This is a genomic window from Vibrio sp. B181a (assembly GCF_030248375.1).
GTDB classification, from domain to species: Bacteria; Pseudomonadota; Gammaproteobacteria; order Enterobacterales; family Vibrionaceae; genus Vibrio; species Vibrio campbellii.
Window position 1 is genome coordinate 57,777 of sequence record NZ_JAHGAD010000013.1, and the last position, 18,666, is coordinate 76,442.

Genomic DNA, 18,666 nt, shown 5'->3' on the forward strand with positions numbered 1-18,666 from the left:
GGAGGTCTCTATGATCAAGGTTGAAGACATGATGACTCGCAACCCTCATACCTTGCTGCGTGAGCACACATTACGTGACGCAAAAAGCATGATGGAAGCGCTTGATATTCGACATATTCCGGTTGTTGATGCCAATAAACACTTAAAAGGCTTGGTGACTCAACGCGATATTCTTGCAGCACAAGAATCCTGCTTGCACCCAGATGAGGCTGAACAATCTTTTACCCTCGATACTCCGCTTTACCAAATGATGCACACCAACATCATGACTGCCGAACCAAGAGCAGGTTTAAAGGAAAGCGCAATCTATATGCAAAAGCACAAAGTCGGCTGTTTGCCAGTGGTCAATAAAGGTCACTTGGTCGGCATCATCACCGATACCGATTTTGTAACTATTGCAATTAACTTGCTGGAATTACAAGAAGAGACCGAGCCGGAAGAGATCGAAGTGGATTAATTCGCTACTAAGTTTCATTCTCTCAAATCGCAGGCAAAAAAAGAGCGGCTCAATTGCCGCTCAAAGATGTCATTACTAACGTAGTAATTGTGGACTCAATGCTGATTAGAATTGGTCTTCTTCAGTAGAACCTGTCAGTGCTGTCACTGACGAGTTACCACCTTGAATTGTGTTGGTCATTCTATCGAAGTAACCCGTACCAACCTCTTGTTGGTGCGCTACGAACGTATAACCTTTTTCTGCCGCTTCAAACTCAGGACGTTGAACCTTCTCAACGTAATGACGCATGCCTTCGCCTTGAGCGTAAGCGTGTGCCAGTTCGAACATGTTGAACCACATGTTGTGGATACCTGCTAGCGTGATGAACTGGTACTTGTAGCCCATGTTAGCTAGCTCTTGCTGGAACTTAGCAATGGTTTCTGCGTCTAGGTTCTTCTCCCAGTTGAATGAAGGCGAGCAGTTGTATGCCAACAGTTGGTCTGGGTACTCTGCATGAATTGCTTCTGCAAACTTGCGTGCTTCTTCTAGACATGGCGTTGCTGTCTCACACCAGATTAGATCCGCATATGGCGCGTAAGCTAGGCCACGAGAGATAGCTTGGTCGATACCTGCACGTACACGGTAGAAGCCCTCTGGCGTACGCTCTCCTTGAATAAAGTCTTTATCGTATGGGTCACAATCAGACGTTAGTAGGTCTGCTGCGTTTGCATCGGTACGCGCAATTACCAGCGTTGTCGTGCCTGCAACGTCTGCTGCAAGGCGAGCCGCTACCAGTTTTTGCACCGCTTCTTGAGTTGGAACCAGTACTTTACCGCCCATGTGCCCACACTTCTTCACTGATGCCAGTTGGTCTTCAAAGTGAACACCTGCCGCACCTGCGTCGATCATCGATTTCATTAGCTCGTAAGCGTTCAATACACCACCAAAGCCTGCTTCCGCATCCGCTACGATTGGTAGGAAGTAATCAATACCGCCTTCGTCTTCTGGTGACTTACCTGCAGACCACTGAATTTGGTCTGCACGACGGAATGAGTTATTGATGCGTTTTACTACCGACGGTACAGAATCTACTGGGTACAGAGATTGGTCTGGGTACATAGTCGAAGCGGTATTGTTGTCCGCAGCTACCTGCCAGCCAGATAGGTAAATAGCTTCAATACCCGCTTTCGCCTGCTGTACGGCTTGACCGCCCGTCAGTGCACCAAGACAGTTTACATAGCCTTTCTTTGAGCTACCGTTGACCAGTGACCAAAGTTTGTCAGCACCACGTTGTGCGATTGTGTTCGCAGGCACCATAGAACCACGCAGTTCTACTACTTCTTCTGCTGTGTAAGTGCGCTTTACGTTTTTCCAGCGTGGGTTGGTTGCCCAATCTTTTTCCAGAGCTTCAATTTGTTGGCGGCGAGTTAAGTTAGTCATTGGTCTATCCCTCTTATAATGTGCACTTTTGCGTGTGCGTTGAGTTTTCCGTTCTCAGGCAGTACATCCTTATCTGCCTCGAATCCTTCACGTATTGGTTAAATGAACATGTATTAGTTAAATAAATTGAGTGTTTGAAATCTTTGGATTAATCCAAGTAGTCATAACCTGGAATGGTTAAAAAGTTGGTCAGTTCATCACTGGTGGTGAGCCTAGCCATCAAGTCTGCTGCTTCTTCAAATCGACCTGCTTGGTAACGCTGCTCGCCAATTTCTTGCTTCACGACTTCAATCTCTTCTTTCAGATACAGCTCGAACAGCTCTTTAGTGACCTTCAATCCGTTGTCGAGCGACTTACCGTGTTGAATCCATTGCCAAATAGAAGCGCGGGAGATTTCTGCCGTTGCAGCGTCTTCCATCAGTCCGTAAATCGGCACACATCCGTTGCCAGAGATCCAAGCTTCGATGTATTGCAGCGCAACGCGGATGTTGTGGCGCATACCCTCTTCTGAACGTTCACCCTCGCACGGTTCAAGTAACTCTGCGGCGGTGATTGGTGCGTCTTCTGAGCGGCTCACATCCAATTGGTTAGTGCGCTGCCCCAGTGTGGCACTGAACACTTCCATTGCGGTGTCTGCCAACCCCGGGTGAGCAACCCAAGTGCCGTCATGACCGTTGTTGGCTTCTAGTGATTTATCGTTGTGGATCTTATCCAGCACTTTTTGGTTTTCTTGTGGGTCTTTAGCCGGAATAAAGGCTGCCATGCCGCCCATTGCAAATGCGCCACGTTTATGACAAGTGCGCACCAATAATCTTGAGTAAGCATTGAGGAATGGCTTGTCCATGGTCACAACTTGGCGATCCGGAAGTACGCGATCTGGGTGATTTTTCAGTGTTTTGATGTAGCTAAAGATGTAATCCCAGCGACCACAGTTCAAACCAACGATGTGCTCTTTCAGAGAGAACAGAATCTCATCCATTTCGAATACGGCTGGTAAGGTTTCAATCAATACAGTCGCTTTGATGGTGCCTGTATCCAAACCGAAATATTCTTCAGTGAAATGGAACACTTCGCTCCACCACTTCGCTTCATGATGCGATTGCAGTTTCGGAATGTAGAAGTATGGACCGCTTCCCTTTTTCAGTAGCGCTTTATAGTTGTTGTAGAAGTACAGAGCGAAATCGAATAGCGCTCCTGGAATGATCTGACCGTGCCACGTTACGTGTTTTTCTTTTAGATGCAGTCCGCGAACACGGCAGATCAACACCGCTGGGTCTTCTGCCAGCTGATAGTGCTTGCCATTGCCAGGATTGGTGTAGCTGATGGTGCCATTAACAGCGTCGCGCAGGTTGATTTGACCATCCAGAACTTTACTCCACGCAGGGGACATCGAATCTTCGAAATCTGCCATGAACACTTTTACATTCGCATTCAGTGCATTAATCACCATCTTGCGATCGGTTGGTCCAGTGATTTCCACTCGGCGATCTTGCAGATCTTGCGGGATTCCAAGGATCTTCCAGCTTCCTTCACGAATGTCTTGTGTCTCTGGTAGAAAGCCTGGCAGTTCACCAGCGTCGATGCGTGCTTGCTTCTCTTCTCGTGCTTCCAGCAACTGTTCAACACGTCCGGCAAATTTTTCACACAGTAGAGATAAAAAGGTTTGGGCTTCAACAGGGAAAATTGCTTGATGTTCAGGAGCAACGACTCCATTCACCTCAAGCATGCCTTGGGTTTGCTTTAGTTGTTGTGTTTTTTGTTCTGTCTGAGCAAGCATAATCATTCATCCTTAACGTGCTTTATCCATCTTGGGCAGTCAGCCTAAAGCTACATTTGTAAGTTATGAACAACAAATTACATCCTTCGATTTGGTGTTCACTTCGCTTCGTTGTGTCTATACATTGCGCAACCTAAATTGCTTTTTCAATCTAGACATAAGTCTTAAAAGCCTTTAATTAAGCTAACCCAACAAAGGTTTAAGCGAAACCCCTCAAGTAAACAAAACGTTAAATTCAAAGTTTTATTCGGTATCAAACAAGTGTTTGATTTTTGAGTTTAATTTGTAAGTTATTACGTAATTTAATTACATCAATTTTACAGGTCATTTTTGAATTCAAACAAGTGTATGAATAGTGAGGCAAGAGAAAAATCCTTGTATTCACAAGGGCTAGAAAGAGGAAATCAAACGCGACTTAAACGCGTTACATAGGCAGTTGTGTAAAATTAACATTGTGAAATTTCACTATTTTATGAAAGCTTCATGAAAGTTCATCTGTAAAATTTTACAAGTCAAAGTTCACGCGCAGAATAAAATGCTAAAAAGCGCACTATTTCTAGTGCGCTTTTTGATATTAGATCGGGAGTAGCAGGCTAATACTAATAGCTAAAGCAGTTCAGAGACGACTTCCGCCAATTGATTGAAAGTGTTTGATCGTGACGAGCTCGGGCGCCAAACCAAACCAATATCGCGATACGCTTGCTGACCAGGAGGGTCGATCACCACTAAGTTCTGGTTATGTAGCAAACCATGATCAATCGCCATTTGCGGAATAAACGTGGTGCCCAGACCATTCGCTACCATTTGCACCAATGTATGAAGACTGGTTGCGGTGAATGGGTTGATCTTCTCTTTGTCCGTCAACTTACATGCTGAAACCGCGTGCTCTGTAAGACAGTGCTCTTTCTCTAATAAGAAGACGGATTCATCTGGCAAATCTGCATAACGGATCGGCACAGGAACGGAATCCGCTTGATTGGCACTGATCACCATGCGGAACGGGTCTTGTCCCACTACTCGGCTTTCCATTCCCTCTATCTCTACAGGCAGAGCCAGAATCAACACGTCCAACTCACCGTGGCGAAGTGCTTGCAGCAAGTTAGTCGTCGTGTCTTCTCTTAATAGAAGGTTTAATTGAGGGAAGCGGTAGTTCACCTCTTGGACAAGGTCGCACAATAAGAAAGGAGCAATGGTCGGAATACAGCCTACTTTTAGCTGCCCTTCCATATCATCGCCTTGGCATAGACGACCCAGTTCAACAAGATCTTGCCCTTTAGCGAGCAGTTCGCGACCTTGCTGCACGACCATTTCACCCGCTTGAGTGAAAACCAGTGGGCTTTTCTTATCTTTCTTTTCGTAAAGTGGACAACCAATCAACTCTTCAAGGTTTTGGATGCCTTTACTCAAGGTAGATTGACTGACAAAACAACGCTCAGCAGCATCACTAAAATGTCGAGTTTCATGCAGAGTGACCAAATAGTGTAACTGCTTCAAGCTAGGCCATTTATTCATAATTCTATTTGTATCTATTGCTGTTCCAGTGATCGAGATAATAGTTTCGTTATTATCGCTTTTTTCGATGAACTCAATCTATTTATTTCGCTTTTTTCAATACTACAATCTGTACTATAGTTTGTCTCGCACAAACAAGGACCAAACCTAAATAACTGAATGTAGGTTTGGATCAAACCAAATTTTTTAGGAGCAAAAAAATGGTACTAGTAGGTCGTCAAGCCCCTGACTTTACTGCAGCAGCTGTTCTAGGTAACGGCGAAATCGTTGAAAACTTCAACTTTGCAGAATTCACTAAAGGTAAGAAAGCAGTAGTATTCTTCTACCCACTAGATTTCACTTTCGTTTGCCCATCTGAGCTAATCGCATTCGACAACCGTCTAGCTGATTTCCAAGCTAAGGGTGTTGAAGTAATCGGTGTTTCTATCGATTCTCAGTTCTCTCACAACGCATGGCGTAACACTGCTATCGAAGATGGCGGTATCGGTCAAGTTAAATACCCTCTAGTTGCTGACGTTAAGCACGAAATCTGTAAAGCGTACGATGTAGAGCACCCAGAAGCAGGCGTTGCTTTCCGTGGTTCTTTCCTAATCGACGAAGACGGTCTTGTACGTCACCAAGTAGTTAACGATCTACCACTAGGTCGTAACATCGACGAAATGCTACGCATGGTTGATGCACTAAACTTCCACCAGAAGCACGGCGAAGTATGTCCTGCACAATGGGAAGAAGGTAAAGCAGGTATGGACGCATCTCCAAAAGGTGTTGCAGCGTTCCTATCTGAGCACGCAGACGACCTAAGCAAGTAATAGACACTGCCGCCCAAGCTCAACGGGCGTGTTGGTTGGATGTATATATAAAGCAAAAAGCTATAGCGGAAAAACCGCAAACGCCAATCAGTCTAAGTAAAGTCATAAAAAAGCCCAGAGTTCGCTCTGGGCTTTCTTTTTATCTGCGGTTTTGAAAAGCAAAAGAGGCAAGCATCGCGCAAAAAATTTACCTCTATTTCCTTCGCCCTCAGTACAGATTCTCCCCTTTCGTCCTGCTAGTATTTGCTGTAATTACAATAATTCAGGACAACCTCGTGAACACTCAACTTGAAGTCTGTATTGATAACATTGAATCTCTCCATAACGCGATTGCTGGTGGTGCAACCCGCATCGAACTCTGCTCTTCACTTGCTTTAGGTGGCTTAACGCCAAGCTATGGCTTTATGCAGCAAGCAGCTAGACGCTCTACTATTCCGGTTTACGCGATGATTCGCCCGCGCCAAGGCGACTTCTTCTACAGTGAGGAAGAAATCGAAATGATGCGCTGGGATATTGAAGCTGCTAAACAAGCAGGCTTGAATGGTGTCGTGCTCGGCGTGCTCACTCAAGACGGCAACATTCATATGCCTTACGCAACAGCATTGTGTGAATTTGCACAAGCGCTTGGTCTAGGCGTAACCTTCCATCGTGCCTTTGACCAATGTCGTGACGCTGAAAAAGCGTTAGAAGAAGTGATCAGCCTAGGCTGTGAGCGTATTTTGACTTCTGGCCTTGCACCTTCGGCACCGCAAGGTATCGATGTGCTTAGAGCTTTGGTCGAGCAAGCACAAGGACGCATTGCGATCATGGCAGGCGCCGGTGTGAATGCAGACAATGTTGGCCAGCTTGTTGAACAAGCCAAAGTCATCGAAGTGCATTTATCTGGCAAGACAACTCGCCCTAGTCACATGACCTTTATTGCCGAGCAAAGCAAAATGGGCGCTGCCGATGTGGATGATTTTTCGATTCCTGTCACCAACACCGATGCTATCGCGAACATGGTAACAGCTCTCAATTAAGCGCTTTCAAATCCCGTCTTTAGTTATTGAGTGCTAACATATTGATAACTAAGGACGGGAGGAAACATGGCGAAACTAAAGAAAAAGGAATACGAAGAAGCACTAGAACAGCTGCAAATTGAGTTGGTTAAGCTCCAAGAGTGGGTCAAACACAAAGGGCTTAAAGTCGTGGTACTGTTTGAAGGACGCGACGCCGCTGGCAAAGGTGGCACCATCAAGCGCATCACTGAAAAACTCAACCCTCGTGTCTGCCGTATCGCGGCTCTTCCTGCCCCAACAGAAAAAGAAAAAACACAATGGTACTTCCAGCGCTACGTGGCACATCTGCCTGCTGCTGGGGAAATCGTGCTGTTTGACCGCAGTTGGTACAACCGCGCTGGCGTAGAGAAAGTCATGGGCTTTTGTACCCCGGAACAATATGAGGAGTTTCTCCGCTCTTGCCCAGAGTTCGAGCGCATGCTGCAACGCTCTGGCATCATCTTAATTAAGTATTGGTTTTCAGTCTCCGATGAAGAGCAAGAAAAGCGCTTTCTGGAGCGCATCAATACCCCTATCAAACGCTGGAAGTTCAGCCCGATGGATTTAGAGTCACGTAATCGCTGGGCGGAATATTCACAAGCAAAAGACAAAATGTTTGCTTACACAGATACAAAAAACTGCCCTTGGTGGGTAGTGCCTTCTGATGATAAAAAGAAAGCACGTTTGAATTGTATCAGCCATCTGCTCAGTCAAGTCGAATACGAAGAACTTGAGCATCCAGTTATCGAATTGCCAGAGCTGAATAAGGAAGGCTACGTCCGAGCCCCCATAGACGATCAAACCTTCGTTCCTGATAAATACTAGAGATGTACCATGGCGAAAGACCTGTTTCATACCCTTGACCTAAATCTGCTCAAAACCTTTATGGTTTTGATGCAAGAGAAAAACATGCGTAAAGCTTCTCAGCGCTTGTTTGTCTCTCAACCCGCCATCAGTCAAGCGTTACAAAAGCTACGTAATCACTTCGATGAAGAGCTGTTTGTAAAGGTTAAAACAGGTCTTGAACCGACACCTTTCGCAGAATCTCTCGCCAACGATATTACGCCCCACCTCGATGGTTTAGCGGCAGCGGTTAACCGCTCTCATCAGTTTGATCCTGCCGAAGTGGACAACAAAATTCGAATTGCACTGGCACCAATCACAATGACTTGCTTGCCCGGTTTCCTCTTCGAACAAATGAGAGCGTTAGCCCCTAACGCGCAACTTGAATTAGTCAGTTGGTCAAACAGTACGGTTGATGAAATCTTGAAAGGCGAAACGCTGATAGGGGTAAATTACGAGTTACTTCTAGCAAATAAAGAGATCTACACGCCTAAGCTAATCGATTTAAAGGGACGGATTCTTGTTCGTGAAGGCCACCCAATCAAACAGTCTCACGTAAAACCGCATGACTTGAGTGGCTACCCTATCGCATCTTTGATTTCCCCTGGCTGGAACGACAAATTCAGCTATGCTTCGCAGTTACTGACTGATTTAGGGATCGAGCATACTGTTGGATTTCGTTCTGAGTTAGTCATGGCAATCATAGATGTGGTGAAACATACTGATATGTACCTTCCACACTCCGACTTATTCCCAATAGAGCAATTTCAAGGACTAAGAGCTGTCGATGTCACGATTGATGGACAGCCACAAATGAAGTCTGTCCATGCTCATATACATGTTAGAAATCGAAACAACCCACTTGTAAAATGGCTGGTCGATTTAATTCAACAAGGCCTAGTACAGCAAGCTGACAAGGTCTCTTAACGATAAGTTTTAGTTATCACCTAGATAATGATAGCCATTTAGTCATAAACCTTACTTCTCAATAAGATTGTTTATCGCAAGTTAACTGAAAAGGAGTTCAGCTTACCTCGGCAAGGAAGCTTCTGAGTAGATCCCTTGAGAAGTTATATGAAAAAGATCCTCCCTTTACTGACACTCTTCATACCTCTATCGATAAACGCATCTGGGTTATTTGTTTCTCCAGAAGTGAAAGTTGGCTCATTTCGCGGTGCTGGTATTCAGCTTGGCACTAATGACGTCGCTGGCTTTGACGCGCTCTATTTTGATTACTCACGAGTGACCTACACCAGTGGAAACTTTGACGAAACTATCGATGCCTATCGCGTTGGTTTTCAACACATGTTTGACCACCAGCCACAAATGGGATTTCAAGCCAGCCTTGGTATAGCCAGTTATGATGGCACTTATAGAGAGGAAAGAAGAGATACAACAGGATTGAGTATCGGTGGTGCTTATGTGTATCAGGTAAATCCGATTCTCTCAGTCAGAGCAGGGGCGGATTTGGATATCTTTAAAGACGACAAAACCCACACGTTTACCGATACGGCCGTCAACTTCTCTGTGGGTTTTGGTCTGCGCTTATAAGGTTACTTCAGTACGTCATCAATGCTTTGATCGCCAAGGTGGCGTACATCTTTCCCTTTCACGAAGTAGATAATGTATTCACAAATGTTCTGGCATCGATCACCTACGCGTTCAATGGCACGCGCTGACCACATCACTTGCAGAATATGTGGAATGTTTTTCGGATCTTCCATCATGTAAGTCATCAACTGACGAATCACCGCTTCGTATTCCGCATCCAACTTATCATCAAGCTTGTGTACTTCTGCCGCTGCTTCTACGTCCATACGCGCAAACGCATCGAGCACTTGGTGCAGCATTTGGATCGCTTGACGACATAAAGGCTCTAATGAGACTTGGAATTGACGCTCTTGCGATGACGGGCTTTCAATCGCCACATAGGCAATACGCGTTGCAACATCACCAATGCGCTCAAGATCTGTGATGGTCTTAATGATCGCCATGATTAAGCGTAAGTCTTTTGCCGTAGGCTGACGCTTAGCGATGATGCGAGTACAAGCGTCATCAATCGACACTTCCATCGCATTAACTTTGTGATCATCACGTACAACTTTACGCGCTAGTTCGATGTCTTCTTTGTGCAAGGCTTGAATAGCATACGACAACTGCTGTTCTACCAAGCCTCCCATGGTGAGTACATGGGTACGAATCGATTCTAGCTCTACGTTAAATTGTCCTGAGATGTGACGTCCAAAGTGCATGGCTTTCCTTTAATCCTTGAAAGGTCGCGGCTTAGCCGTAACGACCGGTAATGTAATCTTCGGTTTGTTTCTTCATTGGAGAGGTGAAGATCGAATCCGCATCCGAATATTCAATCAGTTTACCCATATGAATGAATGCCGTGTGGTCACTGACGCGCGCCGCTTGTTGCATGTTATGGGTAACGATAACCACAGTATATTGAGTCTTGAGCTCGTTGATAAGCTCTTCAATAGTTAAAGTTGAGATTGGATCCAAAGCCGACGTTGGTTCATCCAATAATAGTACTTCTGGCTCAATCGCGACGGCGCGAGCAATCACCAAACGCTGCTGCTGGCCTCCAGAAAGTCCGAATGCATTTTCATGTAGACGATCTTTTACTTCGTCCCATAATGCCGCAGAACGCAGTGAACGCTCGACCGCATCGTCCAACATGCGACTGTTCTTCACACCTTGTAAACGAAGACCGTAAACCACGTTTTCGTAAATCGACTTGGGGAATGGGTTTGGGCGCTGAAACACCATACCTACTCGGCGGCGCAGTGTTGCCACATCCACACTTGGGTTGTACACATTCTTACCGTGCAAACGTACTTGCCCCGTCACCTTACAACCTTCGACTAAATCGTTCATGCGGTTGATACAGCGCAGCAATGTGGATTTACCACAACCTGACGGTCCGATGAATGCGGTTACGCGCCCTTTCGGGATACGCATGGAGATATCATGCAGCGCCTGAGCCTGACCATAGAAAAGATTAAGGTTCTCGATCGAGATAGCCGTTTGTTCATCCGTCAGGTTATGCACATCCAATGGTGGCTCATAACCTAATGTATTATCAAAGTTAAACATGCTTAATCTTGTCCTAAAGTTCGGTATTTCTCTCGCAGATTATTACGAATACTGATTGCTGTTAAGTTTAGTCCGACAATAACCGTCACGAGTAAGAAGGAAGTCGCGTAAACCAACGGACGCGCAGCTTCGATATTCGAGGTCTGGAATCCAACATCATAAATGTGGAAGCCTAGGTGCATAAACTTTCTGTCCAAATGCACGTAAGGGAATTGCCCATCCACTGGCAAGCTAGAAGCCAGCTTCACAACTCCCACTAGCATCAAGGGTGCAACCTCCCCCGCAGCACGAGCAATCGCTAGAATCAAACCAGTAATGATCGCAGGGGTTGCCATAGGCAAAACCACACGCCACAGTGTTTCGAACTGCGTTGCGCCTAAGGCTAGCGAACCATGACGAACAGAGCTTGGAATACGGGTTAAACCTTCTTCCGTGGTGACAATCACCACCGGTAACGTCAATACAGCTAACGTCAATGCTGACCACAACAAGCCCGGCGTACCAAAGGTTGGAGCGGGTAATCTTTCAGCGTAAAACAGGTTATCGATCGAGGCACCAATGGTGTAAACAAAGAAGCCCAAACCAAATACACCGTAAACAATCGAAGGAACACCAGCAAGGTTAATAACCGCAATGCGAATGACTCGAGTAAGCGCATTGTTCTTAGCGTACTCGTGCAAATAAATCGCCGCCACCACCCCCAATGGCATCACGATGATCGACATAATGATAACCAAGAAAACTGTACCGAAAATCGCTGGGAAAACACCACCTTCAGAATTCGATTCGCGTGGGTCTTCTGAGAGGAACTTCCAAACCTGTTTCCCCCAATGAGCCACCTTTTCAGGCAGTGACATTTGGTTGGGATACCAGTAGTCCAAAATGTCTTCTAACGGAATCGAAACTTGAGTCCCAGTCATGTCTTCAACAATGAGAGCATAATCCGAGAAGCCTAGGCGCAACCCGTCAAGTTGCATGTCTAGCTTGGCTAACTCTGCTTCAATTTCTGCTTTGCGTTGGCTGTTATTTGCCAAAAACTCTTCAGTGATGGTGTCATTAAGCTCATGCTTGCGCTTGTCTAAGCGAAGTTGTTCTAGCTTCCAACCTAAGTCTTTTACTTGATCATCCACCAGCATATCAATTTCATGGTGCAAGGTTTCTGCATCATCGAGCTTCTGGTCCAAAAGCGCTGGAATGTTGTTTTCATAGCGCGTTTCGCCATCTTGAAAAGCAACAAACTTACCGAAGAAGTAGCCACCGCTGCTGCGTTCAATCACCGCCCATTCACCGGGTGTCGTCGGCTCATCCAACTGCATTTTCAGAACCGAGATAAAGTCAGCTGGATACAACTCACGGTTGGCAATTTTGATGTTCAAACGTGTCGCAAATTCTTCGTCATCCGCGAGTTTATTCGCCGCTTCTTCTGGTAGGTAACTTCTTGGCACAAAACTGCGCTCGTAAACCTGACCAACCAGAATCGAGTTTTCATGCAGCACTTCGCCCTGCACCGGAGTCAGCGCAGCAACATTCCATTGATAAAGTGGCGCAGGCCAGAAGTAAGTCAGCCCCTTCCAGCCAATCAATAGCAATAAACCGAGGACAGAAAGCAAGCTGATGCTTACCGCTCCCCCGGTTAACCAAATCCAAGGTGCGCCAGAACGAATCCAATTTAACACGCTATTACTCGCTCTTTCGTTAACTGATTACAACGCACGATATTTATCTCTTAGTCTTTGACGAACCCATTCCGCCAAGGCGTTCACCGCAAAGGTGAAGACAAACAAAATTAATGCCGATAAGAACAACAATCGGTAGTGCGAACTGCCTACTTCCGATTCTGGCAACTCAACCGCAATGGTTGCCGACAAGCTACGTAAGCCTTCTAGTACGTTCCAATCCATTAATGGCGTATTACCCGTCGCCATTAATACAATCATGGTTTCACCTACAGCACGACCAAGCCCCATCATGATTGCCGAGAAGATACCCGGACTGGCTGTCAGTAGGACCACATAAATCAGGGTTTGCCATGGCGTCGCACCCAGCGCTAATGAGCCATCCGATAAGTGCTTAGGTACAGAGAAAATCGCATCTTCTGCAATGGTAAAAATCGTTGGAATAACCGCAAAGCCCATCGCCAAGCCAACCACCAGCGCGTTACGTTGGTCAAAGCCAATGCCATGGTCAGTCAGGAACAAACGCATGTCCCCGCCAAAGAAGGCTTGCTCAAGCATTGGTGATACCCACACACCCAAACCGATCAGTAGCAAAATCAAAGGCATTAATACCAAAGCATGCCACCCGTTTGGCAGGCGATTACGTATCGGTTGTGGGATCAGTGCCCATAGGCCGCCCATCACCATAGTGCTCAAAGGCAAAACAAACAGCATCACCACAACGGTAATTAGATGGTCTTCCACAATCGGAGCGAACCAGAGCCCGGCAAGGAAACCAATGATAACCGTAGGCAAAGCTTCCATTAACTCGATTGATGGCTTCACCACACGACGCATACGTGGCGACATAAAGTAGGCGGTATAAATTGCGCCTAAAACTGCCAGTGGTACCGAAAACAGCATCGCGAACATCGCCGCTTTGATGGTACCAAACGCAATTGGCACTAAGCTGAACTTCGCTTCAAAATCGTCACTAGCTGAGGTGGATTGCCACACAAATTCGGGCTCTGGGTAACCTTCATACCAAACCTTCTGCCACAAGGAGGACAGAGAAACTTCTGGATATGGGTTATCAACAAATGCGACCGTCAGTTTGTCGTTTTGCCATGTGATCAGGTAGCGCTCGTTATTCGACATTCCTGCCATCACTGGCGCTTGTTTGTAGGCACGTTTAAACAACACCAACTTCTCACTGGTGGTGTAGTGGCTTTGCAAAGTACCGTTGGTGTAAAAGCTGTAGAAACCTTTGCGGTGTGAATCGGGAAGTAAATACTTCAGCTCAGACGCCAACTTAAAGTCGCGAATGTGAGTCAAAGTACGCTTGTCGCCCTGCAACGTATCAAACCATTGTGATACACGACCATCGTTATGCGTAACGAGCAAAGAATACGCCCCCGCCAGCAAATCCATCGTTCTCACTGAGTGCTTTTTATCACCCTGAGTCAGATCGATAACCTCGCGCACTGAGAATTTATTGTCACCTTTCACCAAAACAATCAGCTCTGATCCATGTCGCAAATAAAGGTTATTACCATCTGGCGTCAGCAGCATTTGGTCTGGCGCATCAAAACCTGAAGAGAAGGTGTAATCATGGGTAACAGGTGATGCATCTAATAGTTGAGGCACTTGCCAACGCGCTTTTATTACGCCGCTTTGTGTTTGCCAAACAAGGGTTGGAGCTTGTGTGGAAGTACTAAAAACAAACTTCTTAACTGGATCGGATGCATCTGTCAGTTGCATGTCCATTGAGGTTCGAAACGGCACCACTTCTGGTGGACGAGTGTTTTCGCGCAGCGTCGCGTTAAACTCCGGCTTGAAGATGTGCGCTTTACCTTGGCCATCGACTAAACCATACCAACCCAATCCTGGTGCAGACTGAGAAAATGCCACTGGGTTATTAGCTATCTGCTGAGTGTAAAGCGCGGGCTTGCTAGAATCGTCAAGAGGTAGAAAACGCACTTCACCGGATTGGGTTAAAACCAAACCGATTTGGGAGTAATCATCAACGGAAATTGCGAGTGGCTTCCCGCTTTGGGTTGCACGAGCGGCATAATTGGTTTCGATCTCTGCATCAGAAAACAGAGGAATGATCACCATCGCAAGGTAAACGAAGATCAACACAAGAGCAGCAAGAACGCCTACACCACCTGATGTCACTGCAAAACGAACCAAACGATCTTTGATCAATCGTTTTTTATCTTTTTCCTGCAATGAAAACTCGGCTTGTGCCATTGATCTCTCTACCCTTTTTGACTTAGTACTAGAATATGTCGTTAAGATGACAATTATATTACAGATCACATTAAACAACTGAAAAGAATACAACTCTTATGCAGGCCGTGTTATGAAATAAAACTGTAACGTAAACCTCATAGTGTTCAGGCTCATCTTTTTTATCCCACAGATGAGTGCGGATTTACTTCATTTTAGGCTAGGTAAGGTTATGAGCGCAGAAAAACTCTATATAGAAAAAGAACTTAGTTGGTTGTCTTTCAATGAAAGAGTACTGCAAGAAGCCGCCGATAAAACAGTCCCTTTAATCGAACGTATTCGCTTTCTGGGGATCTTTTCCAATAACTTAGATGAGTTCTACAAGGTACGCTTTGCAGACGTAAAACGTCGGATCTTGATCAGCCAAGAACGAGGTGGAAGCGATAACTCTAAGCACTTGTTAACTAAGATGCAAACCAAAGCATTGAAGCTTAACGAACAATTTGACGAGCTGTACGGTGATTTGATCCGAGAGATGGCACGACGCCGCATTTTCTTGGTTAACGAAAACCAGCTGGATGACACGCAGAAACGCTGGATCACCAAGTACTTTCGCAAAGAAGTCATGCCACACATCACTCCGCTATTGATTAAAGATGACATCGATGTGTTGCAGTTTCTTAAAGACGAATACGCCTACATTACCGTCGATCTGCGCAAAGACGATCATTCCCAATATGCTTTACTCGAAATACCAACTGACCACCTGCCTCGCTTCGTTATGGTACCGGAGCAAAAAGGCAAACGCCGCAAAACCATCATTCTGCTCGACAACATTATCCGTTACTGTCTGGATGAGCTGTTTAAAGGCTTCTTCGATTATGACGAACTAAATGGCTACGCGATGAAGATGACTCGCGATGCCGAATACGATTTACGCCTAGAGATCGAATACAGCTTGCTCGAACAGATGTCTGAAGGAGTGAACCAACGCTTAACCGCTATGCCAGTGCGCTTTGTTTACGAGCGTGAAATGCCGCAAGAGATGCTCGATTTCTTGTGCCGTAAACTGCAAATCTCCAACTACGATAGTTTGATTCCCGGTGGTCGTTACCACAACTTTAAAGACTTCATTGGGTTCCCAAATGTTGGTCGTGAGTACTTAGAAAACAAGCCCATGCCACCGATGAAGTGTGCCGACTTCGAAGGCTACGCCAACAGTTTCGATGCGATCAAAGCCAAAGACATTTTGCTTTACTACCCTTATCACACCTTTGATCACATCTCTGAACTGGTTCGCCAAGCTTCCTTCGATCCTAAAGTATTGGCAATTAAGATTAATATCTACCGCGTTGCCAAAGATTCGCGCTTGATGAACTCATTGATCGATGCGGTACACAATGGCAAAAGCGTAACTGTGGTGGTGGAACTGCAAGCCCGATTCGATGAAGAAGCCAATATCGAATGGTCAAAGGTTCTCACCGATGCAGGCGTACACGTTATCTTCGGTGCGCCTGGTTTGAAAATTCACTCAAAACTGCTTCTGATTAGCCGCCGCGAAGAAGGTGAAATCGTACGTTACGCGCATATAGGAACAGGTAACTTCCACGAGAAAACTGCACGTATCTACACCGACTTTGCGCTGCTAACCGCAGATCAGGAAATCACCAATGAAGTTCGTAACGTCTTTGGCTATATCGAGAACCCATATCGCCCAGTCAGGTTTAACCACCTCATCGTTTCACCACGCAATTCGCGTAAACAACTCTACCGTTTGATTGATGGGGAGATTGCCAACGCAAAAGCTGGCAAGAAAGCCGCGCTGACGATCAAAGTGAATAACTTGGTCGACAAAGGCATCGTCAATAAACTCTATGGTGCGAGCAATGCCGGGGTGAAAATCAATATGATTATCCGCGGTATGTGTTCACTCGTACCGGGTATTGAAGGTGTGAGCGAAAACATTCGCATCATCAGTATTGTTGACCGATTCCTTGAGCACCCTCGCGTCGTCATCACTCACAATGATGGTGACCCACAAGTTTACATCTCATCGGCGGACTGGATGACACGAAATATCGATCATCGTATTGAAGTTGCAGCTCCAGTTCGTGACCCACGTTTGAAACAACGCATTATTGATATAACTAACATTCACTTTACCGATACAGTAAAGGCTCGTTTGATAGATAAAGAGATGAGCAACAGCTACGTACCGCGAGGTAATCGTAAAAAAGTTCGATCACAAGTTGCCATCTACGACTATCTTAAAAATATAGAGAAACAAACAAGAAAACAAAAAGCAGATGCCTCAGATACTTGAACAAGATGTACGCCACATTGCAGCCATTGACCTTGGGTCGAACAGCTTCCATATGGTGGTGGCGAAAGTTGTTGGAAGTGACCTGCAATTAGTCAGCCGCCATAAACAGCGAGTGCGCTTAGCTGCCGGGCTCGATTCAGAATTAAACCTCAGTCACGCCGCGATGGAGCGAGGCCTTGAGTGCCTCGCGATGTTCGCCGAGCGCCTGCAAGGCTTTGAAACGTCAAACGTAAGAATTGCAGCGACCCATACCTTAAGGCGTGCCAACAACGCTCATCTGTTTATCAAACGAGCAAAAAAGGTGCTGCCTTTCCCAATTGAAATCATTCCGGGCGAAGAAGAAGCTCGCCTCATCTATCTCGGCGTCGCGCACACCCAAGCGGAGTCTAACTCCAAGTTAGTTGTCGATATCGGTGGCGGCAGTACCGAGATGATCATTGGTCAAGAGTTTGAGCCAGAGCTTCTCAACAGTAAACAAATGGGTTGTGTGAGCTTTACCGAACAGTTCTTCAATAATGGCAAACTGTCACGGAAGAACTTCAGCAAAGCGATTCTCGCCGCAGAGCAGCGTATTGAATCCATTGCTGTAAAATACCGCAAGAAAGGTTGGGATATTGCCCTAGGCTCTTCTGGTACGATTAAAGCGATTCGCGAAGTCTTGATTGGTTTAGGTCATGAAGATGGACTGATCACCAACAAGCGTTTGGGTAAGCTCATCGACACATTGTGCGAGTTTGAGTCCATTGATGATATCGAGCTTATTGGTTTGACCGATGAACGCAAGCCAGTCTTTGCAGCAGGTGTAGCCATTTTGGCTGCCATCTTCCAATCACTAAAAATCAACCAGATGTTTTTCTCGGATGGCGCGTTGCGAGAAGGTCTGCTCTACGAGATGGAAGAACGTTTCGCTCGTTCTGATATTCGTATGCGCACCACAGAAAACCTAGCGAAAAAACATCGCGTTGATATCGAACACGCGGCACGCGTAAAAGGTCATGCAAGAGAGATGCTGTGCAATGTTCGTTCTGAACTTGGTATCAAGAAGAAGAGTGAGCTGTTTGATTTACTGGAATGGGCGGCTTTGCTACATGAAGTCGGCTTGAGTATCAGTCTGCGCGGTTTCCATCGTCACTCATTCTACATTCTGCTGCACTCCAACTTACCGGGCTTTAACCGCGAACAGCAATTGGTATTGGCGACCTTAGCTCGCTTCCAACGTAAATCCCTTAAGCTGAATGAGTTCCCAGAGTTTAACCTCTACAAAGAGAGTGACATCATCAACTTAATTAAGATTCTGCGTCTAGCCATTGTGGTCAACGGTCAACGCAATGATGACCCGTTGCCAGAGCTGACACTATCGATACAAGAAGATAAGTGGGTACTTACCTGCACAGAAGAAGATTGGCTGGAGAATAACAAACTGCTCGATGCCGATTTGCAAGAAGAGCAACAACGCTGGGAAAGCGCAGGATGGACATTGAGCTTCTAACTATGAACTCA

Annotated in this window: 15 protein-coding genes; 8 read left to right on the top strand and 7 right to left on the bottom strand. The window is 46.0% G+C overall.

The window, feature by feature from the left end:
* Nucleotides 1-10 precede the first annotated feature (10 nt).
* Nucleotides 11-457 carry a CBS domain-containing protein gene (locus KIO97_RS07005; RefSeq protein WP_306417134.1) on the top strand — a complete coding sequence of 149 codons (447 nt, stop codon included), beginning with the start codon at nt 11-13 and terminating at the stop codon, nt 455-457.
* A 105-nt stretch (nt 458-562) separates the two neighbouring features.
* Here the strand turns inward: KIO97_RS07005 and aceA are convergent, their stop codons facing one another.
* From aceA to KIO97_RS07020, 3 genes are all read right to left on the bottom strand, one after another.
* Nucleotides 563-1,876, bottom strand: coding sequence for an isocitrate lyase (gene aceA / locus KIO97_RS07010; RefSeq protein ID WP_005424793.1), 1,314 nt, complete (start codon nt 1,874-1,876; stop codon nt 563-565).
* Between the two features lie 148 nt (nt 1,877-2,024).
* Nucleotides 2,025-3,653, bottom strand: coding sequence for a malate synthase A (aceB, locus tag KIO97_RS07015; RefSeq protein WP_285381699.1), 1,629 nt, complete (start codon nt 3,651-3,653; stop codon nt 2,025-2,027).
* 606 nt (nt 3,654-4,259) lie between these two features.
* A complete protein-coding gene (locus tag KIO97_RS07020; RefSeq protein WP_005424789.1) occupies nt 4,260-5,165 on the bottom strand; it encodes a hydrogen peroxide-inducible genes activator in 906 nt (301 codons plus the stop codon).
* A gap of 200 nt (nt 5,166-5,365) precedes the next feature.
* Between KIO97_RS07020 and KIO97_RS07025 the strand changes: the two genes are divergently transcribed.
* From KIO97_RS07025 to KIO97_RS07045, 5 genes are all read left to right on the top strand, one after another.
* Nucleotides 5,366-5,974 carry a peroxiredoxin C gene (locus KIO97_RS07025; RefSeq protein ID WP_005424820.1) on the top strand — a complete coding sequence of 203 codons (609 nt, stop codon included), beginning with the start codon at nt 5,366-5,368 and terminating at the stop codon, nt 5,972-5,974.
* Nucleotides 5,975-6,249: 275 nt separating this feature from the next.
* Nucleotides 6,250-6,993: a copper homeostasis protein CutC gene (locus KIO97_RS07030; protein ID WP_285381701.1), complete on the top strand. Its 744-nt coding sequence runs from the start codon at nt 6,250-6,252 to the stop codon at nt 6,991-6,993.
* A gap of 66 nt (nt 6,994-7,059) precedes the next feature.
* On the top strand, nt 7,060-7,836 hold the full coding sequence (gene ppk2, locus KIO97_RS07035) for a polyphosphate kinase 2 (RefSeq protein WP_005424773.1): 777 nt from the start codon (nt 7,060-7,062) through the stop codon (nt 7,834-7,836).
* Between the two features lie 9 nt (nt 7,837-7,845).
* Nucleotides 7,846-8,781: a LysR family transcriptional regulator gene (locus tag KIO97_RS07040; protein WP_005424822.1), complete on the top strand. Its 936-nt coding sequence runs from the start codon at nt 7,846-7,848 to the stop codon at nt 8,779-8,781.
* A gap of 147 nt (nt 8,782-8,928) precedes the next feature.
* Nucleotides 8,929-9,405 carry a hypothetical protein gene (locus KIO97_RS07045; RefSeq protein ID WP_050904834.1) on the top strand — a complete coding sequence of 159 codons (477 nt, stop codon included), beginning with the start codon at nt 8,929-8,931 and terminating at the stop codon, nt 9,403-9,405.
* A 2-nt stretch (nt 9,406-9,407) separates the two neighbouring features.
* Here the strand turns inward: KIO97_RS07045 and phoU are convergent, their stop codons facing one another.
* Genes phoU through KIO97_RS07065 form a run of 4 tightly spaced genes read right to left on the bottom strand, consistent with a single transcriptional unit; the run spans nt 9,408 to nt 14,864 of the window.
* Entirely contained in the window at nt 9,408-10,106 is a 699-nt protein-coding gene (phoU, locus tag KIO97_RS07050; protein WP_005424791.1) for a phosphate signaling complex protein PhoU, read from the bottom strand.
* Between the two features lie 31 nt (nt 10,107-10,137).
* Nucleotides 10,138-10,956, bottom strand: coding sequence for a phosphate ABC transporter ATP-binding protein PstB (gene pstB / locus KIO97_RS07055; RefSeq protein WP_010648411.1), 819 nt, complete (start codon nt 10,954-10,956; stop codon nt 10,138-10,140).
* Between the two features lie 2 nt (nt 10,957-10,958).
* Nucleotides 10,959-12,632 carry a phosphate ABC transporter permease PstA gene (gene pstA, locus KIO97_RS07060; protein WP_005424815.1) on the bottom strand — a complete coding sequence of 558 codons (1,674 nt, stop codon included), beginning with the start codon at nt 12,630-12,632 and terminating at the stop codon, nt 10,959-10,961.
* A 27-nt stretch (nt 12,633-12,659) separates the two neighbouring features.
* Complete coding sequence (locus tag KIO97_RS07065; protein WP_285381705.1) at nt 12,660-14,864, bottom strand: ABC transporter permease subunit; 2,205 nt, start codon at nt 14,862-14,864, stop codon at nt 12,660-12,662.
* A gap of 211 nt (nt 14,865-15,075) precedes the next feature.
* Here KIO97_RS07065 and ppk1 point away from each other — a divergent pair, with 211 nt between their 5' ends.
* Entirely contained in the window at nt 15,076-17,166 is a 2,091-nt protein-coding gene (gene ppk1, locus KIO97_RS07070) for a polyphosphate kinase 1 (protein ID WP_045370351.1), read from the top strand.
* Entirely contained in the window at nt 17,150-18,655 is a 1,506-nt protein-coding gene (gene ppx, locus KIO97_RS07075) for an exopolyphosphatase (protein WP_285381708.1), read from the top strand. Before ppk1 ends, ppx begins: the two co-directional genes overlap by 17 nt.
* Nucleotides 18,656-18,666: the final 11 nt, after the last annotated feature.